Here is a 25,227-nt window from a genome sequence, read left to right as displayed (position 1 = left end):
GAGGTGATATCCCATGAATGAGATACCGGAGCAGGGCGCGGCGGTGGCGGCCCCGCCGAAAAAATCGAAGCGCGGCGTGATCGTGGCGGTGGTGATCGTCCTGTTGCTCGCCTGCGGGGCGGCGTGGTTCTTTTTCGGACGCGGCGGAAGCGGCATGGCGGATTTCTTCGACCCGAACGCCACGACGGGAATCCTCCCGGGGATGACGGAGGAACAGATCATCGAGGAGCTCAACCGCATTGTCGAGGAGGGGATGTTCAACATCTCGATCAACACCCAGATCAGCTTCCCGAACGGGACGGCGGAGGGGCAGGCCTATATCGACAACATCTCCGCCAACCACTACAACATGACCGTGCAGATCGTGCTGGACGATACGGGCGAAACGGTATATCAATCCGGAGGCATCAGGCCGGGGCAGTACATCGAGAATATCACGCTGTCCAAGGCGCTGCCGAAGGGTTCCTATAAGGCGACTGCGATCTTTACGGCGCACGACCCGGAGGACCAGTCGGAAGTCGGGCAGGCGGCGGCGGAAGTGCTCCTGACGGTGGAGTCGTAAGCCGCGCGCAGCCTGTGGAAAAGGAGGTTATGGCTTTACATAAATTCACACGTAACCCCATCAATCAATTGAAACAGGAGGTCAAAACAATGAAAAAGGTATTAGCAACGATCCTGGCAATGGCAATGATTCTCTCCCTCGGCGTGACCGCGTTCGCGGCGCAGAACTATGATGCCGACGGCACGGCGGTAGACTCGAAGACAAACGACGTCAGTACCGATGGTGGTACGGCCGACACCCAGTTTAAGGTTATCGACAAGAGCGCGACGGTCCCGACTTATCAGATGAGCGTTACCGTCCCGATGACGGTCACCTTTGCGGTCGCCAAGGATGGCACCACCTCGGTCCCGAGCAAGTACAAGCTCATCAACTATTCCTTCAAAGATATCACGGTTTCGAGTGTGAAAGCGACGAACGGCGAGTGGACGCTTGCTACTGAGACAACTGCGAAGGAAGCGGCCAAAGCCAGCAAGACGGTCAATATGAAGATCAAGGACATCGATCTGTCCACGGCTACCAGCGGCGTCGATCCCTCCTGGGGCACGGTTGCCAAGGCGACGGACATCAAGGGAACGGAACTCGACCTGACGCTGACCGCCGTGGCGGCCCCGCAGGATGAAACGGTCGCTGGGAATTCCTCGGAAGATGCATTTACCGTCACCTATACGATCGCGATGCCGACTGTCTAATCGTAAGCAAACAACTAAAATACCGGCACAGGGGACCCCTGTGCCGGGGAAAGCGCCGCGCGGCGCGGCGTTTTCCCCGGTACAGGCACGACAAAAGAACATAGGAGCGCGTTATGGAAGAAAAGACGAAAAAGAACGGCGGAGCCGTCAAATGGGTTTTCCCGGTTGTCATCCTCATCCTGGTCGGCGTGATCGCCTGGCTGCTGCTGCGCCCGCAGGAACAGCCGGCGGGCCTCACGCGGGCCGCCGACGCGCAGCTCGGACAGCTCGAGGGCAAGACGGAGGAGCAGATCGTCGAGGAGCTCAACCGCATCGTTGAGGAGGGGATGTTCAACATCTCGATCAACACCCAGCCGGAGTTCCCGGACGGGAGCTCCCCCGGAAACCTCTGCATCGAGAACTCCCCCGCCAACCACTATCTGATGGTGGTGGAGATCACCCTCAACGACACGGGGGAGCAGGTGTACACCTCCGGCGCGCTGGAGCCGAACTACCACATCCAGGAGGCGAAGCTCGACCGGGCGCTTGCAAAGGGGACCTATCCGGCGACGGCGACCTTCTACGCCTATACCGCCGACACACAGGAGCTGGTGGGGACCGCGGGAGCGGAGATGCAGCTGATCATCCAGAACTGAGGAGGGGAGGGACCGCATTGAAAGGACTGGGAAGGGGAGCCGCCCTGCTCGCGGCCGCGGCGCTTGCCCTGACGGTTTCGCTGACGGCGCTGGCCGCCGGGGAGATCGGCGGGGAGGAGACGGACAGGGACCTCTCGGATATCGTGAGCGTGAGCGAAGAGGTGGATACGGCGACGCCGGAGCGCCCGTCCGCGAGCACGCAGTTCAAGGTGATGACGCTGCCGGGCCCGGAGGTATGGGGCGCGGATGTGAGCGTCTACGTCGGGGAGACGGCGGAATTGACGGTGAGCGCGAAGGACGGGGTGCTGCCCTACCGCTTCGCGTGGTATAAGGTGCTCGACGCGGACACCCTGTCGGAGGTGCTCTTCGAGGGGGAGAACTACGCGGGCAACGTCTACACGATCCCGAACGCGCAGAAAAGCGACGCGGGGGTCTACCGGATCGTGCTGACGGACAAATACGGAAGCTCGGCGGAATGCGACGTGGCGCTGGCGGTGCTGTCGAAGTCGCCGGGCGGAGGCGGCGGGGACGGCGGCTCGGACGAGGGTCCGGACATCCACATCGTGGCCCCGGCCGACCCGACGATCATCAGGGACCTGCCCGTCCCGCTGATGAAGCTGCCCAATACGGGCGACGGTTCCGCGCCGGCACTCGCGCTCGCGCTGCTGGGGCTTTCGGCCGCGGCCATAGCGTCAGCCGTTTCCATCCGCAGGAAGCCGGATTAAACATTGTTGCGGAAAGGGGCGCCCCATGCGGGGCGCCCCTTTCCGCCCGCGCGGCGGGGAAGGATTGTATCCGCGGCCCCGGTGTGCTATACTTTCATGGACAGCTGTTTCCGGGATGCCGGGCGGGCTTTCGGGGCCGCCCGTTCATGCCGCTTACGGGAAAAATCACCTCAGGAAAGGGGCCGCCATATGGAGACACGCGCATACCGCGGAACGGACGACCGAGTCTCCCTGCTGGGCTTCGGGGCGATGCGCCTGCCGCGCGTTTCCCCCGACACGCAGGAGATCGACTTCGAGAGGGCGCGCGAGCTGATCGACTGCGCCTATACCCACGGGGTCAACTATTTCGACACCGCCTACCGCTACCACGACGGCGATTCCGAGCCGTTCCTCGGCCGGGCGCTGGCGGAATACCCGCGCGAGAGCTACCACCTCGCGAGCAAGATGCCGACTTGGCTCGTCCACAGCCTGGACGAGGGCAAGCGGATCTTCGCCGACCAGCTCGAACGGTGCCGCACCGATTATTTTGACTTCTACCTCTGCCATTCGGTGGGAAAATCGGTTGAGGAATTTACCGACGTCTACGAGAAGACCGGCCTGCTCGACCACCTGCGGGCGCAGAAGGCGGCGGGGGCCATCCGCCGCCTCGGATTCTCCTTCCACGGGACGCCGGAGGTTTTGCGGGAGCTCATCGCGCGCGGCGGATGGGACTTCGTGCAGATCCAGCTCAACTACCTCGACTGGGAGCTGCTCGACGCCGCGCAGCAGTACCGCATCCTCGAGGAAAACGGCCTGCCCTGCATCGTTATGGAGCCGGTGCGGGGCGGCAACCTCGTCTCCCTCTGCCCGGAGGCGGTGGAGATCCTCCGCGCGGCGCGCCCCGGCGCGAGCACCGCGTCGTGGGCCATCCGCTTCGCCGCGTCGCTGCCCAACGTGCTGACCGTCCTGAGCGGCATGTCCACCCTTGAGCAGGTGCGGGACAACGTCGAAACGATGTCCCCCTTCGAGCCCCTCTCCGACTCCGAGCGGGAGACGCTCGACCGGGCGCGGCGGGCCTACTTCGCCCTCGGGACCATCCCCTGCACCGGCTGCCGCTACTGCATGGACTGCCCGTCGGGCGTCGACATCCCCGGCGTCTTCGCGGCTTACAACCGCTGCGCCGCCGAGGTTGGGCTCGACCCTTCGGACGGCAGGGCGCTGCGGGAGAACGCGAAGGCAATCCGCGCGATTTACGACGCGCTGCCGGAGGAGCGGCGCGCCGGCCGCTGCGTCGGCTGCGGCAGGTGCGTCTCCCACTGCCCGCAGGGGATCGCCATCCCGCAGAGGCTGGGGGAGATCGCCGCGCTCATGAAGATTCTTGAATGACACCCCCCGGGCGCGGGCGGCCGTTGACCGCCCGCGCCCGGTCCGCGTTTCCGGGAAAATATTTTTTCCGCGGGGGGTTGACAAGACTATCTGTAACAGATATAATTACAGTATAAACTGACACAACAAAATTTACAGTTAGGAACGGAGGAACCTCATGAAGGCGAAGCATCTCATGGCCCTGCTGGGCGCGGCACTCATGGCGGCGGCGCTCACGGCGTGCGCGCGGGAGAGCGGGGAGGTCCCGTCCGCCCCGCAGGCACCGGCCTCCGCAACGGACGCCGGGGAGAGCGCGGACGGCGCGGCCCCGGCGGCGGAATACCACAAGATCACCGCTGAGGAGGCCAAGGAGCGGCTCGACGCCAATCCCGACGCGGTCATCGTCGACGTCCGCACGCCGGAGGAGCACGCGGCGGAGCGGATCGAAGGCTCGATCAACGTCCCGAACGAGTCGATCGGAGACGAGCAGCCCGTGCTGCTGCCCGACCTCGATGCGGAGATTCTCGTCCACTGCCGCACGGGGGTGCGCAGCCGGCAGGCTGCCGAAAAGCTGGTCGCGCTCGGCTATACCAACGTCTATGACTTCGGGGGCATCGTAGATTGGCCGTACGGCACGGTGACCGGCGAATGACCCGGGGCGAACGGCTGCAAATCCTGCTGGCCGCAGCGGCGCTTCTGCTCCTGCTGGCGCTCTTTTTTCAGGGCCGGGCGGCAAGCTGTATCATATAAGGAGGAACGGATGTGAAGAACCCACTGATGACCCTGCTCGGCGCGGCGGCGATGGCCGCGCTGCTCGCCGCCTGCGCGGCTCCCGCTCCGGAGGCTCCCGTCCTCCCGGAGCCGTCCGGTCCCGTGCGGAGCGCGGAACAGGCCGAGGTGGCATCCGCGCCGCGGGAGACCTCCTCCGAGGACCCCGCGCTCCAGCCGCCGGGCGGGGAGCTGCCAGTGAAGGCAATCCCCGGCTGCCGCGCCGACCTGCCCTACCCGCTCAAGATGTCGGGGGAGAGTCTGGCCACCGACTTCACCCACTGGGCGGCGAAGGACCTCGACGGCAACGTCGTCACCGAGGAGGTGCTGGCGGACAGCCGTCTCACGCTCGTGAGCGTGTGGAGCACCTTCTGCGACTCCTGCGTGGCGGATATGGCCGCGCTCCAGCAGCTCTACACGGAATATGACCGCGCGGACCTGAACATTATCGGGATCGCCGCGAGCGCGCAGGCGGAGGACGGCTCGATCAGCGAAGGAGAGGTCGAGATCATCCAGCAGATCCAGGAGATGACGGGCGCGGAGTTTTTGCAGCTGCTGCCCTCCGACGACCTGATCGCGATCAAGCTGAAGGACCTCGGCACCGTGCCCGAGAGCTTCCTGCTCGACAGCGCGGGCAACGCCGTTGGCGGATCGCTCTACGGCGGGCGCACGGCGGAGGAGTTCCGCCGGATGGTCGACGACGGACTGCGGACGCTTTCGGAGGAGGCGGACGCATGACCCACTTCGTCCTGAGCACCCTGCTCTCCTTCGCGGGCGTGGCGGCGGCCCTCGCGGTCCTGCTCGCCGCGGGCGCGCTGGTGAAGCTGGGCGGCAACCGCGCGCCGCCCCTTCTCTGCATGGCCGTCTCCGCAGCCTACGGCGCCTCCCAGCTTGCCGTCCTCGCCCGCCAGCAGAGCGGGCTGGCCTGCGCGCTCGCCCCCGGAAGGACCGTGCTTTTGCACGGCGCGCTTCTGGCGGTGCATCTCGTCCTGCTGGGAGGGCTTCTGCGGCGGCTGCGGCAGATTGCCTCTTGATTCCGCTAACTGTATGATGTACAATTACAGTTAGTGGATGCAATAAGGAGGAAACACAGATGACAAGTGAATTCGCCATCGCGGTGCACGCGCTGGTCTATCTCAACCACAAGGGGGAAACCGTCTCGAGCGAGGCGCTCGCCGAAAACATCTGCACCAACCCGGCGCGGGTGCGCAAGGTGATGGCCAAGCTGAAGAAGGCGGGCCTCGTCGCCACCAAGGAGGGGGTCGACGGGGGATACCATTTCATCAAGGCTCCCGCGGAGGTCACCCTCCGCCGCATCGACGAGGCGGTCGACGTCCGGCTGGTATCCGCCTGCTGGAAGCCGGGCGACCGGGAGAAGGCCTGCCTGGTGGCCTCCGGCATGGGGGACATCATGGACGACATCTATTCCGACCTCGACGAGCTCTGCCGCCGCAGGCTGGGGGAGATCACCATCGCGGACATCGACCGGAAAATATTCGGACCACACACGAGCTGAGAAAGAAGGCATTTTTGTGAAGCAGTATGACGCAATCGTAATCGGTTTCGGCAAGGGGGGCAAAACCCTCGCGGGCAAACTCGGCGCGAGCGGAAAAACCGTCGCAATGATCGAAAAATCCGACAGGATGTATGGGGGCACCTGCATCAACGTGGGGTGCATCCCCTCCAAATCGCTGGTGCGCAGTTCGGGCATCTCCCACGGGCACCGAAACGCGGACTTTGAGAAGAAGCAGGCGTTCTACGCCGCCGCCATCGAGGAGAAACGCCGCCTGACCGCCATGCTGCGCAAAAAGAACTTTGACAAGCTCGACGGCAACCCCAACGTCACCGTCTTCAACGGCATGGGCAGCTTCCTTTCGCCGACGCAGGTGCGGGTCGTGTCCGACCGGGGGGAGACGCTCGTCCTCGAGGGGAAGCAGATCTTCATCAACACCGGCTCCACCCCCGTCGTCCCGCCCATCGAGGGGCTCCGGGAGAACCCGTTCGTCTACCTGAGCGAGGGGCTCATGGACCTTGAAAAGCTCCCCCGCCGGCTGGCAATCATCGGCGGAGGCTACATCGGGCTCGAGTTCGCCTCGATTTACGCGGGCTTCGGCTCGCAGGTCACGGTGTTCGAGGGCGCGCCCGTGTTCCTGCCCCGCGAGGACGCGGATATCGCCGCCGAAATCAAAAAGGCGCTCGAAGCAAAGGGCGTCGCCTTCCAGATCGGCGCGGCGGTCAAAAAGGTCGCGGACGCGGGCGACCACGCGGAGGTGACCTTCGCGCGGGAGGGCGCGGAAGAGACGCTCGCGGCGGACGCGGTGCTCGTCGCGACCGGCCGCCGCCCCAACACCGACGGCCTCAACGCGGCCGAGGCGGGAGTCGAGCTGACTCCGCGCGGCGCGGTCAAGGTGGACGAAAAGCTGCGCACCACCGCCCCGAACATCTGGGCGATGGGGGACGTTGTGGGCGGCTTGCAGTTCACCTACGTCTCCCTCGACGATTTCCGAATCGTCTGGTCGCAGCTTTCGGGCGGCGATTACGACGCCGCCAGGCGTAAAAACGTCCCCTACAGCGTCTTCATCGACCCCTCCTTCTCCCGCGTCGGCCTCAACGAAAGGGAGGCGCGCGAGGCGGGCCGCAATGTGAAGGTCCTTACCCTGCCGGCCGCCGCCATCCCCAAGGCGCAGGTGCTGAAGCACCCCGTCGGCCTGCTCAAGGCGGTCGTCGACGCGGACACCAACAAGATCCTGGGCGCGATGCTCTTCTGCGAGGAGAGCTACGAGATGATCAACATCGTCAAGCTCGCGATGGACCTCGACGCCGACTATACCGTGCTCGGCAGGCAGGTCTTCACCCACCCGACGATGAGCGAGGCGCTCAACGACCTCTTCGCCTGATTTCTTTTGACCTCCTCATATCCCCAAAAAAGAGACGCAGCGGCTTGCCGCTGCGTCCCTTTTTATGGGATAAATGATAGAATATATTACCAACTGTATAACATTACTCCGACAGCTGCACGATCCCGATGCAGGTGACGCCGATAGACAGCAGGGTGGCCGCTGTCCGGCCGTCCAGCTTCCCGAGCACGGAAAGCACCAGTGTGGCGACGCCCATCGCGAGTCCGACCGCCCGGAGGACCGGCAGGGCCGTCCGGCGGAGCTCCCGCCCCGCGGGCGCGCCGCGGTTTTCGGCGGGAGCCTGCCCGCGGCAGCGCAGCAGCTCGTCGGTCGAGATCCCGAGGATGTCCGCGAGCGCGGGAAGGGTGCCGATGTCGGGGCAGGAGATTCCGCGCTCCCATTTGGACACCGCCTTGTCCGTCACGTGCAGCAGGTCGGCGAGCTCCTTCTGCGTCATGTTTTTCGATTTCCGAACGCTGCTGATGAGGTCCCCCATATGGTTATAATCCATCCGCGCCCCTCCTTTGGTAATTGTGTTCATGATACCAGAAGCCGCCGGGTTTGGCACGCGAATGACGGTCGACCGGGGTAAACGGCTGGTGGAATCCCCGGTAGAGCCCGGTCAGGACGGCTCCTTCCAGCGGCAGAGCCGCCGCGCGAGCAGGTCGACGGCCAGAAAGAGCGCCGCGCCCACCACCGAGATCACGACGATGCCGCCGTACATTTCGAGGTAGTCGATGCGGCTCCATGCGTCGAGGATGTAGTAGCCGATCCCCGCGCGGGTGCCGTACGCCTCGACGATGAAGAGGACGGCCAGCGCGGTGCCCACGCCGATGCGCAGGCTGGTGAAGAGCTCGGGCAGCACGGCGGGAAGCGTGATCTGTCCGAGCAGGCGGCCGCGCGAGGCCCCTGCGCTGACGGCCACCTGGTAGAGGCCGGGGTCGACGGCCCGGGCCGCGTCCCGCGTGGCGACGATCACCTGGAAGAGGACGGTCAGCAGGATGATGAGGATCTTCGAGCCGTCCCGCAGGCCGAAAAGGAGCATCGCGACGGGCAGCAGGGCGGTCTTGGGGACGGGGTAGGAGAAGTAGACGACCGGGTGGAGCAGGGCGTTCCAACGGGGGGAGGCGGCCATCAGCAGGCCGACCGGCACCCCGACCGCGAGCGCGAGGAAAAGCCCCGCGAACACCCGCCAGAGGCTCGCGCCGATGTGGCGGAAGACGCCCGCGGCGAGCACGTCCCCAAAGTGGGCGTACACCTCCGCGGGGCCGGGCAGCGCGCGGGTGTCGAGCAGCGCGGCGGCGGCCAGCCAGAGCAGGTTGACCGCCGCGAAGCCGAGCAGGAAGGCGCCCGTCTTTTTCATGACGCGGCCTCCTCTCCGGCGGCGAGCAGGATTTCCCGCCGCAGCTCGTGGGAGAACGCCTCGAAATAGGGGCCGCCCGGCTCGGGCAGGCCCTGCCAGGGGTTCTCCAGGAGGCGGGTAAAGCGCCCGCCCTTTCCCATGACGGCGATCTGGCCCGCGAGGTAGAGCGCCTCCTCCGGGCGGTGGGTCACCACGACCGCCGTTGCGCCCGAATCCCGCCAGAGCTCGAAGCAGAGCCGCCTGGCGCGGTCGGCCGCCGCCGCGTCGAGCGCGGCGAAGGGTTCGTCCATCAGCAGCAGGCGCGGCTTCATGAGCAGCGCGCGCGCCAGCGCCGCCCGCTGCGCCTGCCCGCCGCTTAATTCGCGCGGGTAGCGGTCGAGCAGGCCGCCGATGCCCAGCCGCGCGCAGAGGGCGTCAAGCTCCCTTTCGCCGGACGCGCCGCGCAGCCGCGCGCAGAAAAGGCAGTTCTCCCGCACCGTCTTCCAGGGGAGCAGGCCGTAGTTCTGGGGGATGAGGCCGATGGCGGTATCACGCGGGGAGAGGGGTGCGCCGCAGAAGCGGACGCTCCCGCCCGTGGGTGGGAGCACCCCGGCCAGCAGGTTCAGTAGCGTCGTCTTGCCGCAGCCGGACGGCCCGAGCAGTGCAAGCAGCCCCCCTTCCCCGAGGGAGAAGGAGAGCCCGTCGATGACCGGGCGGCTCGCGCGCGGGTAGCGCGCCGTGAGGTTTTCAACTTCCAGCATCGCGCTTATCCGAGGTCGCCGAGCAGGTCGGCTGGGGTGAGGGAAGCGGGGCAGAGCCCCTTGCCCGAGGCCCAGGCGACCGCGTCGGAGAGGACGGCGGCGTCGGGCAGCGCGTTTTTGCGGAAGACGGGCAGCTCGATTCTGCCCGCGAGCTCCTCTGGGAAGCCCGCGCCCGCGATCACGACCGGCTCGTATTCCGAGAGGGGGGTGTTGTTCACGTAGTCGACCGCCTCGTCGTAGGCGGCGTAGTACTTTCTGATCGCGCCGGCCTTCCCGTCGATCGCCGACTGGGTGAAGGCGGAGACGGCGGGATAGAGCCCCGCCGTGTTGGCGCTGCCGAGCTCGACGGCGCCGTCGGTGAGGGCGAGGGTCGCGAACGGCTCGGGCAGCAGGCAGAGGTCGACCTCGCCGCTGCGCAGCATCTCAAGGCGGTCGGGGATGCGGGGGACGACCTCCTTTTTGAGGTAGTCCGCGCCGTACCCCTCCTGCGTAAGGATGTAGTCAAGCGCGTATTCGATCAGCGTGTTTTCCGAAATCGCGATCGATTTCCCGGCGGCGTCCGCGAGCGTCGTGACGCCGGAATCCGGACCGGCGAGCAGCAGGTAGTCGCCGTCGGTCATGCCGGTGATCTTCACGTCGAGCCCGGCGTTTTGGTAGATGCACGCGCCGATGAAATCGGTGAACACCCCGTCGAGCTCGCCCGCCTGCAGCGCCGCGTCGCGGTCCTTGGCGGAGGAGAAGACCTGCATGTCGAGGACGACGCCCTGCTTTTCATCGAGCTTCTGGTCCTTCATGACCGCCAGCGGGATGATGTCGGACGAATACATGACGCCGATGCGCAGCGTATCGGGCTCGGGCTGTCTGCCGCACGCGGCGAGCCCCGCCGCGGCGAGCGCCGCGAGCAACAGGGCCGCGGCGCGCTTCAAAATGGTTTTTTTCATGGTTCTTCCCTCCAACGCTGATATAGATGGTTTTCAACGCCCAGGCAGTCGAGCGCCCGGCCCGCCACGAAGGAGACAAGGTCGTCGACCGTCCGGGGGCGGTGGTAAAACGCGGGCATCGCGGGCAGGATCGTCGCGCCGCACTGACTGAGCGTCAGCATGTTTTGCAGGTGGATCGAGGTGAGCGGCGTTTCGCGCGGCACCAGCAGGAGGGGCCGCCGCTGCTTGAGCATGACGTCCGCCGCCCGGGTGAGCAGGTCGGTCGTGACGCCGCACGCGAGCCTGCCGAGCGTCGACATCGAGCAGGGCGCGACCACCATCCCCGCGAACCGCCGCGAGCCGCTCGCGAGCGGGGAGAAGAGGTCGGCGTTGTCCTCGAGCACGGCGTTGGGGCGTTCCCCGGACCAGCGTTCGAGCGATACGCCCGTCTCATATTCCAGCACCCGGCGGCCGGTATCGGTGGCGACGACCCGCAGGGCCGCGCCGCTTTCCAGCAGGGCGTCCGAGATGCGCAGCGCGTAGGCGCTCCCGCTCGCGCCGGTGATCCCGATGATGTAGGTTTCCATAGAAGCCCTTCTTTCAGAGGTAGATGTCGAGGATGCCGAAGACCAGCAGCGCAAGGCTGGTGAGCTGGCTCATGCTGTAGGAGGCGACGTTGACCCCCTCAAGCCGCCGGGGGGAGACCATTGTGTGCTGCACCGCCATGAGGGCGGCGGCGGCGAGCAGCCCCGCGCCGAAGAGGAGTCCCATATGCGGCTCCAGCAGGAGGAAGGCCGCGAGGCAGACGAGCGCCGCGGCATGAAACGCGGTGCTGATATGCAGCGCGCCCGCCACGCCGAACCGCACGGGGATCGAATGAAGGCCGTTTTGCCGGTCGAAGTCATAGTCCTGGCAGCCGTAGATGACGTCGAAGCCGGCGGTCCACAGGCAGTTGGCCGCGCCGAGCAGCAGCGGCGGCAGGGAAAACCGCCCCGTCACAGCGAGCCACGCGCCGACCGGCGCGATGCCGCAGGTCGCGCCCAGAAAGAGGTGGCAGAGCCAGGTGAACCGCTTGGTATAGGAGTAGAAGGCCATCATCAGGAGGGCGAGGGGGGAGAGGACCAGGCAGAGGGGGTTCAGCATCGCGGCGCTCACGACGAGCAGCGCGAAGCAGGCGGCTGAAAGCGCGACCGTCTCGCGCACGGAGATTTCGCCGCGCGGGATCTGCCGTCCGGCGGTGCGAGGGTTTTTCGCGTCGATCTTCGCGTCGACCGCGCGGTTGAGGGCGTTGGCCCCCGTGCGCGCCGACAGGAAGGCGAGCGCGGCCCACGCCGCCGTCCAGAGTCGCGGCCTGCCGTTCGACGCGGCGAGGAAGGCGACGGCGCCGAACGAGAGGGAGAAGATCGTGTGGCTGAACATCACGAGCGTCCCGTAGGCGCGCAGCTTCCGAATCAGTTTATGAGCGAGTTCCATATCGAAGGCGCCTCCACGTCAGAATCCGTATTCTTCCCACCGCGCGTCCACCCGCGCGGCCATTTCCGGCGACATCGTGATGTCGTCCGGCCAGGGGCGGGTGAGCCCCTCCCCCGGCAGCTTTTTCGTCGCGTCGAGCGCGATTTTCCCGTCCTTCACCACGAGGTCGCGCCCCGCGTCGATGTTGTTGAAGACCCGCCAGAGCACCTCCGAGCGGTCGGCGAGGTCCACCGTGTCGTCGAGCGCCACGGCGAACGAGACGCCCTCCGCCTCGAGCGCGGCCAGCGCGGCCTCCCGGCCGTCGCCCGGCGCGCGCTTTTGGACCGGCAGGAGGGCGTAACGCCCCGGACGGGGCGTTACGCCCGGTTTCGCGGTTGCGTCGACGCCCAGCCGCGCGCCGTAGAGGGCGCGGTCGGACGAGTGGTCGAGCGCGTCGAGCGGGCCGTCCGAGAGGAGGTAGTCCGACGCGGGATCGGCGTTTTGGAGCACCGCCGCGAGCACTGCGCCGGTGTCCCGCGGGTCGACCGACGCGTCCACCGCGACGATCAGCTTGGTGTAGCGCATCTGTCCCATCCCCCACATCGCGTTCATGACGGTGCGCGCCGCGCCGGGGAAGTCGTTTCTGACCGAGACGACCGCGCAGTTGTGGAACACCCCCTCGAAGGGGAGGCAGAGGTCGCACAGCTGGGGCATCTGCAGCTTCAGCACGGGCAGGAAGATGCGTTCGGTGGCCTTCGCCAGATAGCAGTCCTCCATCGGGGGCCTGCCCACGACGGTCGCCGGGTAGACGGGGTTTCTCCGGCGGGTGACGCAGGTGACGTGGAAGCGGGGGTACCAGTCGGTCAGCGAGTAGTAGCCGGTGTGGTCGCCGAACGGGCCCTCCCACACGGGGGGCTCCTCGGTGTCGACGTATCCCTCGAGCACGAACTGCGCGTCCCGCGGCACCCACAGGTCGCTGGCGACGCATTTTGTCAGCGCGACGGGCCGCCTGCGCAGGAAGCCCGCGAGCAGCATCTCGTCGAGACCGGGCGGCAGCGGCGCGGTCGCGGCGTAGGTGATCTCGGGGCCGCAGCCGAGCGCGACCGCGACGGGCATTTTCCCGCCCCGCGCCCGCCACGCCTCATAGATGGCAGAGCCGTCCTTGTGCTTGTGCCAGTGCATGGCGGTGGAGGTCTTATCGAGCACCTGCATCCGGTACATGCCGCAGTTCTGCGTCCGCGCGCCCGGCAGCTTCGTGAAGACGAGCGGCAGGGTGAAGAAGCGGCCGCCGTCCTGCGGCCAGCAGTGGAGCACCGGCAGCGCCGAGAGGTCGGGCTCCCGCTCGATCACCTGCTGGCAGGGCGGGCGGGTAAGGCGCAGGCGGCGCCGGTGGGGAAAGCAGGCGGCAAGGCGCGGGAGACGAGGGGCGAAGCGGACGAGGTTTCCGAGAGAGGTGTAGTTGCCGAAATCGAGGTAGCGGGCCACGTCGCCGCCGATTTCGTCGAGGCTTTCGGCGCCCAGCGCGAGCGCCATGCGTGCGTCGGAGCCCATCGCGTTGATGAGCAGGGGGAAATCGGAGCCCTCGACCCGCTCGAAGAGAAGGGCCGGGCCGCCGCGCTTCATGACGCGGCCGGCGATTTCGGTGATCTCCAGGATGGGGGAGACGGGCGCGGAAATCCGCATGAGTTCGCCGCGCTTTTCGAGCGCGGCGATGAATGCCTGCAAGTCCCGGTAGGCCAATCCGGACGGCCTCCTTTCTCTGGAAAAAACGGTTATCGGGTAATTTGTTAAATAGATGGCGGGGAAGTTGGACACATTATATAAAATGGCAAAAAACCATTGATAAATACTTGACAAATACCAAAGATATAATTATATTAGAAATTGCTTAATTACTAATTTCCTTAATATTATACACGAAAAACGGGGGGGAATCAATGGCGAATCCAGCGAAGGACGCGGCGGCGCTCTGCGCGCTGCTGGCGAACGAAAACCGCATGGTCATCCTCTGCCATTTGATGACCGGCCCCATGAACGTCGGGCAGCTGCACAAGCGCCTCAAGGGGATCACCCAGTCGGCGCTCTCCCAGCACCTGACGCTGCTGCGGGCCAACCGGATTGTTGAGTGCGACAAACAGGGACAGAGCATGGTCTACAAGATCGTCGACCAGCGGGCGATCCGGCTGATCGAAACGGTCGAGGAGATCTTCCTGCTGAAGGCCGCGGCGGGGATGCCCCCGGACGGCGAAACGAACGAGCGCAAATGATTTCACGCCGGGAGCGAACTGGCGGAGTTCACATTTAGGAGATGAAAGCATTGAAAAACATTGTCATTGTCGGCGCGGGCTACGCGGGCGTCCTGACCGCCAAAAAACTGGCGAAACGGCTGAAAAAACAGGAGAACGTGCAGATCACCGTCATCGACAAAAACCCCTTCCACACCATGTACACCGAGCTGCACGAGGTCGCCGCACACCGCGTGGATGAGGACAGCATCAAGATCAGCCTCGAACGGGTCTTCGCGGGACGCAACGTACATGTGGTGCTTGACACGGTCACCTCGATCGATTTTGACGGCAAGGTGCTCGAAGGGCGCGTGGGCACCTACCCCTACGACTATCTCATCCTCGCGACCGGCTCCAAGCCGACCTTCTTCGGCGTGCCGGGCGCGGAGGAGATCTCCTATACCCTGTGGTCCTACGACGACGCGGTCGTCCTGCGCGAGCACCTGCTCCACGTCTTCCGCCGCGCCGCGCGCGAGACCGACCCGGCCGAGCGCCGCAGGCTGCTGACCTTCTATGTGGTCGGCGCGGGCTTCACCGGCGTCGAGATGGCGGGCGAGCTGGCCGAGCTGGTGCCGCTGCTCTGCGAGAAATTCGAGATCGACCGGGACGAGGTGTCGATGTTCGACGTCGACGTGCTCGACCGCACGGTGCCCATCCTGCCGAAGAAGCTCTCCGACAAGGTGGAGCGCAGGCTCACGAAGATGGGCGTGCAGGTCATGCTCGGAACCGGCGTCGCGGGCATCGGCAAGGACTACATCGAGCTCAAGCAGGGAGACACCGTCGAGTGCCACCAGGCGGGCACCGTCATCTGGACGGCGGGCATCGAGTCGAGCGACATCGTCTCCGAGGCGGCCAAGGCCCTCCAGACCGCCCGCCGCGGCCGGGTCGTCACCGACAAATACCTGCGCGCAGTCGACCACGAGGACGTGTTCATCGCGGGCGACAACATCATGTACGTCCCCGAGGGGGAGGAGAACCCCGTCCCGCAGATGGTCGAAAACTGCGAGCAGAGCGCCGACACGATCGCCCACAACCTGACGGTGCAGCTCACCGGGCAGGGGGAGCTGGAGGACTACCGTCCCAAGTTCCACGGGGTCATGGTGTCGGTCGGCGGCAGGTACGGCGTCGCGCAGGTGGGCACCCCCAACCACATGATCTGCCTGCCCTCCTTCTTGGCGATGTTTACCAAGCATTTCATCAACGTCGTCTACTTCGTGCAGGTGCTCGGCTGGAACAAGGTCATCAGCTATTTGAGGCACGAGTTCTTCACCATCCGCAACTGCCGCAGCTTTGTGGGCGGGCATTTTTCCAACCGCACCCCGAGCTTTTTGCTCGTGCCGCTGCGCGTCTGGCTGGGCGTCTGCTGGGTGTTCGAGGGCGTCATGAAGATCGTCGAGGGCTGGATGCAGACCCCGCAGCTCACCGGCTTCTTCAGCGGCGCGACCGGCTTCTTCAACAAGATCCTCTCCGCCGCGGGCGCGCGCAACGTGACTGATATGGTCAACGCGGTCGCGGGCGCGACCTCCGGGGCCGTCGACGCGGTCGCCACCGCGACCGCCGAGGTCGGCGAGGCGGTGGCCAGCGGCGTGGCGGTGTTCAGCTACCGGCTGCTCGGATTTATGGACGTGACGCTTGTCAGCGGCACCGACCTGGCCCATTCCACGCTGGCGGACTACGCCTTCAAGATCGACATCCCCTTTATCAACTGGTTCGTCGACCATGTGGTGCTTGCCAGCGACGGGATGCAGATGTTCATGCAGATCACCATCGTGGTGCTCGAAATCCTCATCGGGCTGGCGCTGATCGGCGGCCTCTTCAACTTCCCGGCCTCCGCCGCCTCGCTCGTGCTGCAGTTCATGTTCGTCACCACGACGGGGCTCTACCTCAACACCTTCTGGATGATCTTCGCCGCGATTGCGGTGCTCATCGGCGGCGGCAGGACGCTGGGCCTCGACTACTACGTCATGCCCGCCCTAAAAAAACACTGGAAAAACGTCAGGTTTGTCAGAAAGTGGTATCTCTACAATGATTGACGCGACACAAAATCAGGCGCGCCCCCAGGCCGCCTGCTACCCCGGATTTGACGCGGCGTTCGAGGCGGTGAAGGAACGCATCGACGGGGCCCTCACCGGCTCGCCGGGTCTGATCCGCAGCTATACCGCGCACCTCGCGGGCGCGCGGGGCAAGATGATCCGCGCCGCCGCCCTGCTCGCCTGCGCACAGGGGGAGGACGGCGGGATTCCCGCCGACGCGGCGGAGCTGGCCGCCGCCGTCGAGATGCTCCACCTCGCGACGCTCGTGCACGATGACGTCATCGACGACGCCGACCTGCGGCGCGGCATCCCCACCCTCCAGCGCATGTACGGCAGGCGCACGGCGGTCATCTGCGGCGACTACCTGCTCGCCGCTTCCCTGCGGCTCGCGGCGCAGGTGGGCGACCGGGAACGCTACCTTGACCTGCGGCTGCCCGACTATGTGGGGCGCATCTGCCTCGGGGAGTTGGGCCAGCACCTCAATAACGGCAACCTCGAGCTGACCGCCTACCGCTACCTCAAGATCATCGGGGGCAAGACGGCCGCCCTCTTTGAGGCGGCGTTTTACGCGGGCGCGCTCTTCTTTACAGAGGAGGAGCGGCTCATCCGCCGGTACGCGCGGCTCGGGCGGCAGATCGGCATGATCTTCCAGCTCACCGACGACTGCATCGATTTTGAATCGGACGAGGCGACCGCCAAAAAGCCGGTGCGGTCGGACTACGAGCAGGGGGTCGTCACGCTGCCGCTCATCCGGGCGTTCGAACAGGACCCCGCCTTTCTCGAGCGCGCGCGGAGAGGGAAACTCGCGCGCGCCGAGGTGGACGAACGGGTCCGCGCGAGCGGCGGGCTCGACGACGCTCGCCGGCTTTCCAAACGCTATTACGACCGCGCGGCCAAGCTGCTCGGGGAGCTCGGCGCTCCCGGGGAGAAGCGGCGGCGGCTCACGGAGATACTGGACAGGGCATTTTACGGCCTCAAGCTACAGCCGGCGGCGAAGCCCGGCCGGTGACGATCGAAGGAGGAACCGATATGAAACGAATTTTTGCGACGGCGCTCAGCCTCGTCTTGGCGGCCTCGCTGCTGGCGGGATGCAGCTCCAATCTGCCGAAGGGGTATTCCCCCTTCGGCCCGCAGGCTTCATCCGGAAGTGAATCGCAGCAGCCGCAGGAGAACCCCGCCCCGGAGAATCCGGTGCAGGTCCCGGCGGGCGCGGAGCTTTCGACCGGGCTGGCGGTGATCAACTCGGTGGGCAGTTCGAAGGACGCGGGCGATGAGGACGGCCTCGCACAGGCGGACTCGAACGTCGTGGCGGTGCTCGTCGACGCGGACGGCCGCATCGTCGACTGCAAGATTGACGGGGTGCAGGCGAAGATCCCCTTCTCGAAGGAGGGGAAGCTGCTCGTCGGAACGGACACGATGTTCCGGACCAAGCAGGAGCTTAAGGAAGAGTACGGCATGAAGAAGGCCTCCGGCATCGGCAGGGAGTGGAACGAGCAGGCGGACGCGCTGGCCGCCTACGTGACGGGCAAGACGCTGGATGAGATCAGGGGCATCGCGGTGACGGAGGACGGGCACGCGGGCGACGCGGAGCTTGCGTCGTCGGTGACGATGTCGGTCGGCGGCTGGCTCGAGACGGTCGAGAAGGCGGTCGCGAACGCGAAGCCGATGGGCGCGAAGGCGGGCGACAAGCTCGGGCTGGGGATCGAGACGAACATGTCCAAGTCCGCCGACGCGGGGGACGAGGACGGCCTGGCACAGGCGTATTCGATGTACACGGCGGCGACCTTCGGGCCGGACGGCCGGATTACGAGCTGCATCCTCGACGGCTCGCAGAGCAACGTGAACTTCGACAAAGCGGGCAAGATCACGACCGACCTGACGGTCGCGCCGCAGACGAAGAACGAGCTCAAGGAGGCCTACGGCATGAAAAAGGCCTCGGGGATCGGGCTTGAGTGGTACCAGCAGGCGGAGAACTACGCGCAGTACGCGCTGGGCAAGACCCCGGCGGAGCTTTCCGGCCTGGCGGTGAACGATCACGGCTCCCCGACGGACGCGGAGCTGGCCGCCTCGGTGACGATCGGCATCGGCGACTTCAACACGATCCTCCAGAAGGCCGCGGAAAACGCGGGCGCCGCCTCCCTGAGCGAGGGCGGCCTTATGACCGGGCTGGCGGTAATCAACTCGGTGGGCAGCTCGAAGGACGCGGGCGACGAGGACGGCCTCGCGCAGGCGGACTCGAACGTCGTGGCGGTGCTCGTCGACGCGGACGGCCGCATCGTCGACTGCAAGATCGACGGGGTGCAGGCGAAGATCCCCTTCTCGAAGGAGGGGAAGCTGCTCGTCGGAACGGACACGATGTTCCGGACCAAGCAGGAGCTTAAGGAAGAGTATGGCATGAAGAAGGCCTCCGGAATCGGCAGGGAGTGGAACGAGCAGGCGGACGCGCTGGCCGCCTACGTGACGGGCAAGACGCTGGATGAGATCAGGGGCATCGCGGTGACGGAGGACGGGCACGCGGGCGACGCGGAGCTTGCGTCGTCGGTGACGATGTCGGTCGGCGGCTGGCTCGAGACGGTCGAGAAGGCGGTCGCGAACGCGAAGCCGATGGGCGCGAAGGCGGGCGACAAGCTCGGGCTGGGGATCGAGACGAACATGTCGAAATCCACCGACGCGGGGGACGAGGACGGCCTGGCACAGGCGTATTCGATGTACACGGCGGCGACCTTCGGGCCGGACGGCCGGATTACGAGTTGCATCCTCGACGGCTCGCAGAGCAACGTGAATTTCGACAAAGCGGGCAAGATCACGACCGACCTGGCGGTCGCGCCGCAGACGAAGAACGAGCTCAAGGAGGCCTACGGCATGAAGAAGGCCTCGGGGATCGGGCTGGAGTGGTACCAGCAGGCGGAGAACTACGCGCAGTACGCACTGGGCAAGACCCCGGCGGAGCTTTCCGGCCTGGCGGTGAACGACCACGGCTCCCCGACGGACGCGGAGCTGGCCGCCTCGGTGACGATCGGCATCGGCGACTTCAACACGATCCTCCAGAAGGCCGCGGAAAACGCGGGCTGAACGGAATAAAATGAAAAGGAAGGGACGGGGACCGTCCCTTCCTTTTTCGGGAGTGCAAACGGATGAGGAAATGGACGGCATGCCTGCTCGCGCTGCTGCTGGCGGCGCTGCCCGCCTGCGGGCGGCCGGAGGCGGAGACGCCGCGGTATGAGGCGACCTTTTTGACCCTCTTCGATACGGTGACGACGATCGTCGGCTATACCGACGACAAGGCGGCTTTTACCGAGGAGGCGCAGTTCGTTCACGACGAGCTGGAACGCTACCACCGGCTCTACGACATCTATAACGACTACGAGGGCGTCCACAACATCAAGACGATCAACGACCGCGCGGGCGTCGCGCCGGTCGTGGTGGAGCGCCCGGTGATCGACCTGCTGCTTGAGGCGAAGGAGCTCTACACCTTCACGGGCGGGAAGGTGAACGTCGCGTTCGGGAGCGTTCTGTCCATCTGGCACGACTACCGGGAACGGGGGATCGACGACCCGCTTTCCGCCAAGCTGCCGCCGATGGAAAAGCTGCGGGAGGCGGCGGCGCACACCGATATCGACAAGGTCGTGATCGACGAGGCGGCCTCGACCGTCTATCTCGCGGACCCGGAGATGCGCCTCGACGTGGGGGCGGTCGCCAAGGGATACGCGGTCGAGCGGGCCTGCCGGGCGGCGGAGGAAAAGGGGATCGAAAGCCTGCTCGTGAGCGTGGGCGGCAACGTGCGCGCGATCGGGAGCATGGACGGGCGCGGTTCCCCCTGGAAGGTGGGAGTGCAGAACCCCGGCATGGGGGAGGGCGGCCCGCAGTTCCTCTGCACGGTGGGGCTTCGGGACCGCTCGCTTGTGACGAGCGGCAGCTACCAGCGGTATTACACGGTGGACGGAAAGACCTACCACCACATCATCGACCCGGAGACGCTCATGCCCGCCGCTTATTATACGGCGGTGAGCGTGTTGACGCCCGACTCGGGGGCGGCGGACGCGCTGTCGACGGCGCTCTACAACATGCCCTATGAGGAGGGACTGGCGCTCGTGGAGGGGATGGAGGACACCGAGGCGCTGTGGGTGATGCCCGACGGGTCGCTGCGTGAGAGCGGCGGCTTCGCGGAAGCGGTTCTTTAAATGGGTTGCCGGCTTTTTAATAGCGGCGAAAAGCCCAATCCCTCAGGCGCTTTTCGGGTCCTTTTTACAAGCGAAAAGGAACATGATAAGGCCCGCCGCAGTTGCGGCGGGCCTTATCATTTGGGAATCTTACTTTAAAATCCCGTCGAGGGCGAGGTTCACCTCGAGCACGTTGACGGTAGGCTCCCCGAATATGCCGAGCAGCCGCCCGTCGGTGTATTCCGCGATCACCGCGCGCACCTCATCGGCGGTGACGCCGCGCGCCCGCGCGACCCGCTCCACCTGATATTCGGCCGCGGCGGGGGAGATGTGCGGGTCAAGCCCCGAGCCGGAACCGGTCACGAGGTCCACCGGGATGGGTTCGTCCGCGCGCTCGGGATGGGCGGCGCGGATTTTTTCGACCCGCTCGGCGATCATCCGCCCGTATTCCGCGCTCGCGGGACTTTTGTTGGAGGGGCCCGCGTATAAGAGCGGGCTGCCGTCATCATCGTGGAAGGCGCCGGTGTTGAGGGCCATCACGCGGCCCCAGAGGTACTCGTCGCCGGTAAATTCCTGCGCAAGCAGGGCGCTGCCGTACTTTTTCCCGTCGATCTCGATGATGCTGCCGTTCGCCTGCTTGGGGAAGGCGAGCTGACAGATCCCGGTGACGGCGAGCGGGTAGACGACGCCGCAGAGAATGGTGAGCGCCACGCAGACCACAAGCGCCTTGACCGTATATTCTTTCAGGGTTTTCATGTGATAACCGCCTTTCTTTAGAGCACGAGCCCGAAGAGGACGAGCAGCATGTCGATCAGTTTGATGGCGATAAACGGGGCGATGATACCGCCGAGGCCGTAGACGACGAGGTTGCGGGAGAGCAGCTTCGCGGCAGGCACCTCCCGGTAGCGGACGCCCCGGAGGGCCAGCGGGATGAGCGCCACGATGATGAGCGCGTTGTAGATGATCGCCGAGAGGATGGCGCTTTCGGCGCTGTGCAGGCCCATGATGTTGAGGGCGGAAAGCCCGGGGTAGAGCCCCATGAAGAGGGCGGGCAGGATGGCGAAGTACTTGGCCACGTCGTTGGCGATCGAGAAGGTGGTCAGGCTGCCGCGGGTCATGAGGAGCTGCTTGCCGATGCGCACGATGTCGATCAGCTTGGTCGGCGACGAGTCGAGGTCGACCATGTTGCCCGCCTCCTTGGCCGCCTGCGTGCCGGTGTTCATCGCGACGGCCACGTCCGCCTGCGCGAGCGCGGGCGCGTCGTTGGTGCCGTCGCCCGTCATTGCGACGAGGTGTCCTTTGGCCTGCAGGTCCCGGATCATCTGCAGCTTGCCCTCCGGGGTGGCCTCGGCAAGAAAGTCGTCCACCCCGGCCTCCGCCGCGATGGCGGAGGCGGTGAGGGGGTTGTCGCCGGTGATCATGACGGTGCGGATGCCCATTTTGCGCAGGTCGGCGAACTTCTCCCTGACCCCCTGCTTGATGATGTCCTTGAGGTGGATGACGCCGAGCACCCGCCCGTTTTTGGCGACGACGAGGGGGGTGCCGCCCTGGCGGGCGATCTGCTCAACGGCCTCCTCGCACTGTTTGGAGTAGGCGCCGCCCTGCCCGGCGACGTAGGCCCTGACCGCCTCGGCCGCACCCTTGCGGATTTCGTTGCCGGCGTAGTCCACGCCGCTCATCCGGGTCTTGGCGGTGAAGGGGATGAAGCTGGCGTGCAGGCCGCCGAGGTTCCGCCCGCGCAGGCCGAACTGCTCCTTGGCGAGCACAACGACGCTGCGCCCCTCGGGAGTCTCGTCGGCGAGCGAGGAGAGCTGCGCCGCGTCGGCCAGCTCGTGGATGTCGGTGCCGTCGACGGGGATCAACTCGTACGCCTGCCGGTTGCCGAGGGTGATGGTGCCCGTCTTGTCGAGCAGCAGGGTATCCACGTCGCCCGCCGCCTCGATCGAGCGGCCGCTCATCGCGAGGACGTTGGCCTGGTTGAGGCGGCTCATGCCCGCGATGCCGATTGCGGAGAGCAGCGCGCCGATCGTGGTGGGCGCGAGGCAGACGAGCAGGGCGGCCAGCGCGGTCACCGAGGTGGGATTGACCATCCCGGCCTGGCCGGCGGAGAAGGCGGAAAAGGGATAGAGGGAGACGGTGACGAGCAGGAAGATGATCGTCAAAGCGACGAGCAGGATCTGCAGCGCGATCTCGTTGGGGGTCTTCTTGCGGGAGGCACCCTCGACCATCGCGATCATCTTGTCCAGAAAGCTCTCGCCCGCCTCGCTTGTGACGCGGATGACGAGCTGGTCGGAGGTGACGGTGGTGCCGCCGGTGACCGCGCTGCGGTCGCCGCCCGATTCGCGGATGACCGGCGCGGATTCGCCGGTGATCGCGCTTTCGTCGACCGACGCCGCGCCGTCGATCACCTCGCCGTCGGCGGGGATCTGTTCGCCCACGCCGACGAGGACGAGGTCGCCCTTCCGGAGGCAGGCGCTCTTGACGCGGGTGATCTCGTCCCGGCGGTCGGGGGAGGGGATTTTGTTGGCGGTCACGTCCTGTCTGGCGGCGCGCAGCGCGTCGGCCTGCGCCTTACCGCGCCCTTCGGCGATCGCCTCGGCGAAGTCGGCGAAGAGGACGGTGAACCAGAGGATGACCGCCACGGCGAGGATAAAGCCGGGGCGCGCGTCCGCAACCCCGAAGAGGGAGCAGACATAGAGGGCGGTGGTCAGGACCGCCGAGACATAGACGAGGAACATGACCGGGTTGCGCAGCTGGGTCTTGGGGGCCAGCTTGACGAAGGAGTCCTTCACCGCCCGGAGCATCAGCTCCTTTGTGACAAAGGCCGTCTGTTTTTGATTCATGAGGTTCACTCCTTTAAGCAATCATCTGGAAGAACTCCGCGATGGGTCCGAGCGCGAGCGCCGGGAAGAAGCTCAGCGCGCCGACGAGCAGGACCACGAAGATCAGCAGCCCGATGAAGAGGGCGTTGTGGGTGGGCAGGGTCCCGGCGCTCTCCGCGACCTTCTTTTTTCCCGCGAGGGAGCCCGCGATCGCGAGCGTCGCGATGAGCGGCACGAACCGCACAAAGAGCATCACGAGGCCGATCGAGACGTTCAGGAAGGGGGTGTTCGCATTGAAGCCCGCGAAGGCGGAGCCGTTGTTTCCGCCGGCCGACGAGTAGGCGTAGAGGATTTCGGAGAAGCCGTGCGCGCCGGCGTTGTTGAGGGAATCGGCGGTGGCGGGCAGCGCGGCGGCAAGCCCGGTGCCGATCAGGATGGCGACGGGGGTGGCCAGACAGACGAGCACCGCCATCTTCATCTCGCGCGGCTCGATCTTTTTGCCGAGGTATTCGGGCGTGCGCCCGACCATCAGCCCGGCGATGAAGACGGTGAGAATGGCAAAGCCGACCATGCCGTAGAGACCGCAGCCGACGCCGCCGAAGACGACCTCGCCGAGCTCCATCTGGAGCATCTCCACCATGCCGCCGAAGGGGGTGTAGCTGTCGTGCATCGAGTTGACCGAGCCGTTGGAGGCCGCGGTCGTGAAGACGCCCCACGTTGTGGAGGCCGCGATGCCAAAGCGGGACTCCTTGCCCTCCATGTTGCCGCCCGCCTGCGCGCCGGACGCGGAGATGCCCACCGCGCCCTCCTGCGCGAGCTGCGGCGTGGCGCCCGCCTCCGAGGCCGCTGCGATGCCGAGGAAGGCCACCAGCAGGATGAGCATCGCCAAAAAGAGCGCGCGTCCCTGGCGTTTGTCCCGGACGCCGTACCCGAAGGTGAAGCAGCAGGCCACCGGGATGAGCAGCAGGGAGATCATCTCGAAGAGGTTGGAAAGCGCGTTCGGGTTTTCAAAGGGGTGCGCCGAGTTGACCCCGAAGAAGCCGCCGCCGTTGGTTCCCAGCTGTTTGATCGCGATCTGGCTGGCGGCTGGGCCGAGCGGGACGACCTGCCGGGTAACGGCGGCGCCGTCCTCCAGCACAACCGGCTGGAGCAGATCGACGGTGTCATAGGGCGAGAACGTCTGTACGACGCCCTGGGAGGCGATGACGAGCGCGACCACGATGGACAGCGGGATGAGTATGTAGAGGGTCACCCGCACAAGGTCGGCCCAGAAGCTGCCGAGCCCGGTGGATTTCACCCGCGTGAACCCCCGGATGAGTGCGAACATCACAGCGATTCCCGTCGCGGCCGAGCCGAAGTTCTGCACTGTCAGCCCGAGCATCTGCGTGAGGTAGGAGAGGGTGCTCTCCCCCGAGTAGGACTGCCAGTTGGTATTGGTCACGAAGGAGGCCGCCGTGTTGAAGGAGAGATGCCACGAGCAGCCGGGCAGTCCTTCGGGGTTGAGGGGCAGAACGCCCTGGAAGAGATTGAGAAGGAGCAGGAAGAGAAATCCGAAGGCGCTGAACATCACGGCGGCCAGCGCGTACTGCTTCCAGGTCATCTCCTGGGTCGGGTCGACGCGCATGAGTTTGCAGAGCCCCTTTTCGACCGGCCGCAGCAGGGGGGAGAGGAAGGTCCTTTCGCCGGTCATGACGTGGTACATATATTTGCCCAGTGGGACGGCCAGCAGAACCAGGATCAAAAGATAAAGGACATATTGCAGGATGTGGTTGGTCATTTTTCATCACCTCTGAACAGAATATAAACCAGATAAGCGAGCATCAGGACCGATG

Annotated in this window: 25 protein-coding genes; 15 read left to right on the top strand and 10 right to left on the bottom strand. The window is 65.8% G+C overall.

Annotated features, from left to right (window positions below):
- Nucleotides 1-13 precede the first annotated feature (13 nt).
- The 10 genes from C1A13_RS11230 (at nt 14) to C1A13_RS11185 (ending at nt 7,620) form a co-directional block, all read left to right on the top strand.
- Complete coding sequence (locus C1A13_RS11230; RefSeq protein ID WP_101552024.1) at nt 14-562, top strand: hypothetical protein; 549 nt, start codon at nt 14-16, stop codon at nt 560-562.
- Between the two features lie 89 nt (nt 563-651).
- Nucleotides 652-1,251: a hypothetical protein gene (locus tag C1A13_RS11225; RefSeq protein ID WP_101552023.1), complete on the top strand. Its 600-nt coding sequence runs from the start codon at nt 652-654 to the stop codon at nt 1,249-1,251.
- A gap of 113 nt (nt 1,252-1,364) precedes the next feature.
- Nucleotides 1,365-1,886 carry a hypothetical protein gene (locus C1A13_RS11220; RefSeq protein WP_101552020.1) on the top strand — a complete coding sequence of 174 codons (522 nt, stop codon included), beginning with the start codon at nt 1,365-1,367 and terminating at the stop codon, nt 1,884-1,886.
- A gap of 17 nt (nt 1,887-1,903) precedes the next feature.
- Nucleotides 1,904-2,611 (top strand): immunoglobulin domain-containing protein, encoded by a 708-nt coding sequence (locus tag C1A13_RS11215; RefSeq protein WP_101552019.1) that lies wholly within the window; start codon nt 1,904-1,906, stop codon nt 2,609-2,611.
- A 189-nt stretch (nt 2,612-2,800) separates the two neighbouring features.
- Nucleotides 2,801-3,976, top strand: coding sequence for an aldo/keto reductase (locus C1A13_RS11210; RefSeq protein ID WP_101552017.1), 1,176 nt, complete (start codon nt 2,801-2,803; stop codon nt 3,974-3,976).
- 157 nt (nt 3,977-4,133) lie between these two features.
- On the top strand, nt 4,134-4,607 hold the full coding sequence (locus C1A13_RS11205) for a rhodanese-like domain-containing protein (protein ID WP_101552016.1): 474 nt from the start codon (nt 4,134-4,136) through the stop codon (nt 4,605-4,607).
- 110 nt (nt 4,608-4,717) lie between these two features.
- Nucleotides 4,718-5,461 (top strand): TlpA disulfide reductase family protein, encoded by a 744-nt coding sequence (locus C1A13_RS11200; protein ID WP_146021719.1) that lies wholly within the window; start codon nt 4,718-4,720, stop codon nt 5,459-5,461.
- Nucleotides 5,458-5,757, top strand: coding sequence for a hypothetical protein (locus C1A13_RS11195; protein WP_101552013.1), 300 nt, complete (start codon nt 5,458-5,460; stop codon nt 5,755-5,757). Before C1A13_RS11200 ends, C1A13_RS11195 begins: the two co-directional genes overlap by 4 nt.
- A 59-nt stretch (nt 5,758-5,816) precedes the next feature.
- Complete coding sequence (locus tag C1A13_RS11190; RefSeq protein ID WP_101552011.1) at nt 5,817-6,239, top strand: RrF2 family transcriptional regulator; 423 nt, start codon at nt 5,817-5,819, stop codon at nt 6,237-6,239.
- Nucleotides 6,240-6,255: 16 nt separating this feature from the next.
- The gene (locus C1A13_RS11185) at nt 6,256-7,620 is read left to right on the top strand and encodes an FAD-dependent oxidoreductase (RefSeq protein WP_101552009.1); all 1,365 of its coding nucleotides are present in this window, start codon (nt 6,256-6,258) and stop codon (nt 7,618-7,620) included.
- A gap of 103 nt (nt 7,621-7,723) precedes the next feature.
- Here the strand turns inward: C1A13_RS11185 and C1A13_RS11180 are convergent, their stop codons facing one another.
- The 7 genes from C1A13_RS11180 to C1A13_RS11150 all read right to left on the bottom strand — a co-directional run bounded on the left by C1A13_RS11180 (nt 7,724) and on the right by C1A13_RS11150 (nt 13,835).
- Nucleotides 7,724-8,131, bottom strand: coding sequence for a helix-turn-helix domain-containing protein (locus tag C1A13_RS11180; protein ID WP_101552007.1), 408 nt, complete (start codon nt 8,129-8,131; stop codon nt 7,724-7,726).
- A gap of 111 nt (nt 8,132-8,242) precedes the next feature.
- Nucleotides 8,243-8,983 carry an ABC transporter permease gene (locus tag C1A13_RS11175; protein ID WP_101552005.1) on the bottom strand — a complete coding sequence of 247 codons (741 nt, stop codon included), beginning with the start codon at nt 8,981-8,983 and terminating at the stop codon, nt 8,243-8,245.
- Nucleotides 8,980-9,723: an ATP-binding cassette domain-containing protein gene (locus C1A13_RS11170; protein WP_101552003.1), complete on the bottom strand. Its 744-nt coding sequence runs from the start codon at nt 9,721-9,723 to the stop codon at nt 8,980-8,982. Before C1A13_RS11170 ends, C1A13_RS11175 begins: the two co-directional genes overlap by 4 nt.
- 5 nt (nt 9,724-9,728) lie before the next feature.
- Nucleotides 9,729-10,664, bottom strand: coding sequence for an ABC transporter substrate-binding protein (locus C1A13_RS11165; protein ID WP_101552001.1), 936 nt, complete (start codon nt 10,662-10,664; stop codon nt 9,729-9,731).
- The gene (locus tag C1A13_RS11160; protein WP_101551999.1) at nt 10,661-11,230 is read right to left on the bottom strand and encodes a UbiX family flavin prenyltransferase; all 570 of its coding nucleotides are present in this window, start codon (nt 11,228-11,230) and stop codon (nt 10,661-10,663) included. The genes C1A13_RS11165 and C1A13_RS11160 overlap by 4 nt, the downstream gene beginning before the upstream one ends.
- Nucleotides 11,231-11,243: 13 nt before the next feature.
- Complete coding sequence (locus C1A13_RS11155) at nt 11,244-12,116, bottom strand: 4-hydroxybenzoate octaprenyltransferase (protein WP_101551997.1); 873 nt, start codon at nt 12,114-12,116, stop codon at nt 11,244-11,246.
- An 18-nt stretch (nt 12,117-12,134) separates the two neighbouring features.
- Entirely contained in the window at nt 12,135-13,835 is a 1,701-nt protein-coding gene (locus C1A13_RS11150) for a menaquinone biosynthesis decarboxylase (protein WP_101551995.1), read from the bottom strand.
- 197 nt (nt 13,836-14,032) lie between these two features.
- Between C1A13_RS11150 and C1A13_RS11145 the strand changes: the two genes are divergently transcribed.
- From C1A13_RS11145 to C1A13_RS11125, 5 genes are all read left to right on the top strand, one after another.
- Complete coding sequence (locus tag C1A13_RS11145; protein ID WP_242970865.1) at nt 14,033-14,362, top strand: ArsR/SmtB family transcription factor; 330 nt, start codon at nt 14,033-14,035, stop codon at nt 14,360-14,362.
- Between the two features lie 50 nt (nt 14,363-14,412).
- Nucleotides 14,413-16,413 carry an NAD(P)/FAD-dependent oxidoreductase gene (locus C1A13_RS11140; protein ID WP_417007773.1) on the top strand — a complete coding sequence of 667 codons (2,001 nt, stop codon included), beginning with the start codon at nt 14,413-14,415 and terminating at the stop codon, nt 16,411-16,413.
- Nucleotides 16,406-17,422: a polyprenyl synthetase family protein gene (locus C1A13_RS11135; RefSeq protein ID WP_101551991.1), complete on the top strand. Its 1,017-nt coding sequence runs from the start codon at nt 16,406-16,408 to the stop codon at nt 17,420-17,422. The genes C1A13_RS11140 and C1A13_RS11135 overlap by 8 nt, the downstream gene beginning before the upstream one ends.
- A 20-nt stretch (nt 17,423-17,442) precedes the next feature.
- A complete protein-coding gene (locus C1A13_RS15130; RefSeq protein WP_242970864.1) occupies nt 17,443-19,485 on the top strand; it encodes a hypothetical protein in 2,043 nt (680 codons plus the stop codon).
- A 62-nt stretch (nt 19,486-19,547) separates the two neighbouring features.
- Nucleotides 19,548-20,594 (top strand): FAD:protein FMN transferase, encoded by a 1,047-nt coding sequence (locus C1A13_RS11125; RefSeq protein ID WP_101551989.1) that lies wholly within the window; start codon nt 19,548-19,550, stop codon nt 20,592-20,594.
- A 129-nt stretch (nt 20,595-20,723) separates the two neighbouring features.
- Here C1A13_RS11125 and kdpC read toward each other — a convergent pair whose 3' ends face one another.
- From kdpC to kdpA, 3 genes are read right to left on the bottom strand one after another with little or no spacing between them, the layout of a single operon-like run.
- Entirely contained in the window at nt 20,724-21,329 is a 606-nt protein-coding gene (gene kdpC, locus C1A13_RS11120; protein ID WP_101551987.1) for a potassium-transporting ATPase subunit KdpC, read from the bottom strand.
- 17 nt (nt 21,330-21,346) lie between these two features.
- On the bottom strand, nt 21,347-23,416 hold the full coding sequence (gene kdpB / locus C1A13_RS11115; RefSeq protein WP_101551985.1) for a potassium-transporting ATPase subunit KdpB: 2,070 nt from the start codon (nt 23,414-23,416) through the stop codon (nt 21,347-21,349).
- Between the two features lie 13 nt (nt 23,417-23,429).
- Entirely contained in the window at nt 23,430-25,172 is a 1,743-nt protein-coding gene (kdpA, locus tag C1A13_RS11110) for a potassium-transporting ATPase subunit KdpA (protein ID WP_101551982.1), read from the bottom strand.
- Nucleotides 25,173-25,227 lie beyond the last annotated feature (55 nt).

Origin of the sequence: Anaerotruncus massiliensis (ex Togo et al. 2026), assembly GCF_900199635.1 — a bacterium.
Classification (GTDB): domain Bacteria; phylum Bacillota; class Clostridia; order Oscillospirales; family Ruminococcaceae; genus Anaerotruncus; species Anaerotruncus massiliensis.
The sequence above is the reverse complement of the archived record's forward strand: the minus strand, read 5'-3'. Positions and strand labels throughout refer to the sequence as shown.

Coding starts and splice junctions, on each gene's coding strand:
- C1A13_RS11230 (WP_101552024.1), top strand. CDS start 14: ATGAATGAGATACCGGAGCAGGGCGCGGCGGTGGCGGCCCCGCCGAAA.
- C1A13_RS11225 (WP_101552023.1), top strand. CDS start 652: ATGAAAAAGGTATTAGCAACGATCCTGGCAATGGCAATGATTCTCTCC.
- C1A13_RS11220 (WP_101552020.1), top strand. CDS start 1,365: ATGGAAGAAAAGACGAAAAAGAACGGCGGAGCCGTCAAATGGGTTTTC.
- C1A13_RS11210 (WP_101552017.1), top strand. CDS start 2,801: ATGGAGACACGCGCATACCGCGGAACGGACGACCGAGTCTCCCTGCTG.
- C1A13_RS11205 (WP_101552016.1), top strand. CDS start 4,134: ATGAAGGCGAAGCATCTCATGGCCCTGCTGGGCGCGGCACTCATGGCG.
- C1A13_RS11195 (WP_101552013.1), top strand. CDS start 5,458: ATGACCCACTTCGTCCTGAGCACCCTGCTCTCCTTCGCGGGCGTGGCG.
- C1A13_RS11190 (WP_101552011.1), top strand. CDS start 5,817: ATGACAAGTGAATTCGCCATCGCGGTGCACGCGCTGGTCTATCTCAAC.
- C1A13_RS11180 (WP_101552007.1), bottom strand. CDS start 8,131: ATGGATTATAACCATATGGGGGACCTCATCAGCAGCGTTCGGAAATCG.
- C1A13_RS11175 (WP_101552005.1), bottom strand. CDS start 8,983: ATGAAAAAGACGGGCGCCTTCCTGCTCGGCTTCGCGGCGGTCAACCTG.
- C1A13_RS11170 (WP_101552003.1), bottom strand. CDS start 9,723: ATGCTGGAAGTTGAAAACCTCACGGCGCGCTACCCGCGCGCGAGCCGC.
- C1A13_RS11165 (WP_101552001.1), bottom strand. CDS start 10,664: ATGAAAAAAACCATTTTGAAGCGCGCCGCGGCCCTGTTGCTCGCGGCG.
- C1A13_RS11160 (WP_101551999.1), bottom strand. CDS start 11,230: ATGGAAACCTACATCATCGGGATCACCGGCGCGAGCGGGAGCGCCTAC.
- C1A13_RS11155 (WP_101551997.1), bottom strand. CDS start 12,116: ATGGAACTCGCTCATAAACTGATTCGGAAGCTGCGCGCCTACGGGACG.
- C1A13_RS11145 (WP_242970865.1), top strand. CDS start 14,033: ATGGCGAATCCAGCGAAGGACGCGGCGGCGCTCTGCGCGCTGCTGGCG.
- C1A13_RS11135 (WP_101551991.1), top strand. CDS start 16,406: ATGATTGACGCGACACAAAATCAGGCGCGCCCCCAGGCCGCCTGCTAC.
- C1A13_RS15130 (WP_242970864.1), top strand. CDS start 17,443: ATGAAACGAATTTTTGCGACGGCGCTCAGCCTCGTCTTGGCGGCCTCG.
- C1A13_RS11125 (WP_101551989.1), top strand. CDS start 19,548: ATGAGGAAATGGACGGCATGCCTGCTCGCGCTGCTGCTGGCGGCGCTG.
- kdpC (WP_101551987.1), bottom strand. CDS start 21,329: ATGAAAACCCTGAAAGAATATACGGTCAAGGCGCTTGTGGTCTGCGTG.
- kdpB (WP_101551985.1), bottom strand. CDS start 23,416: ATGAATCAAAAACAGACGGCCTTTGTCACAAAGGAGCTGATGCTCCGG.
- kdpA (WP_101551982.1), bottom strand. CDS start 25,172: ATGACCAACCACATCCTGCAATATGTCCTTTATCTTTTGATCCTGGTT.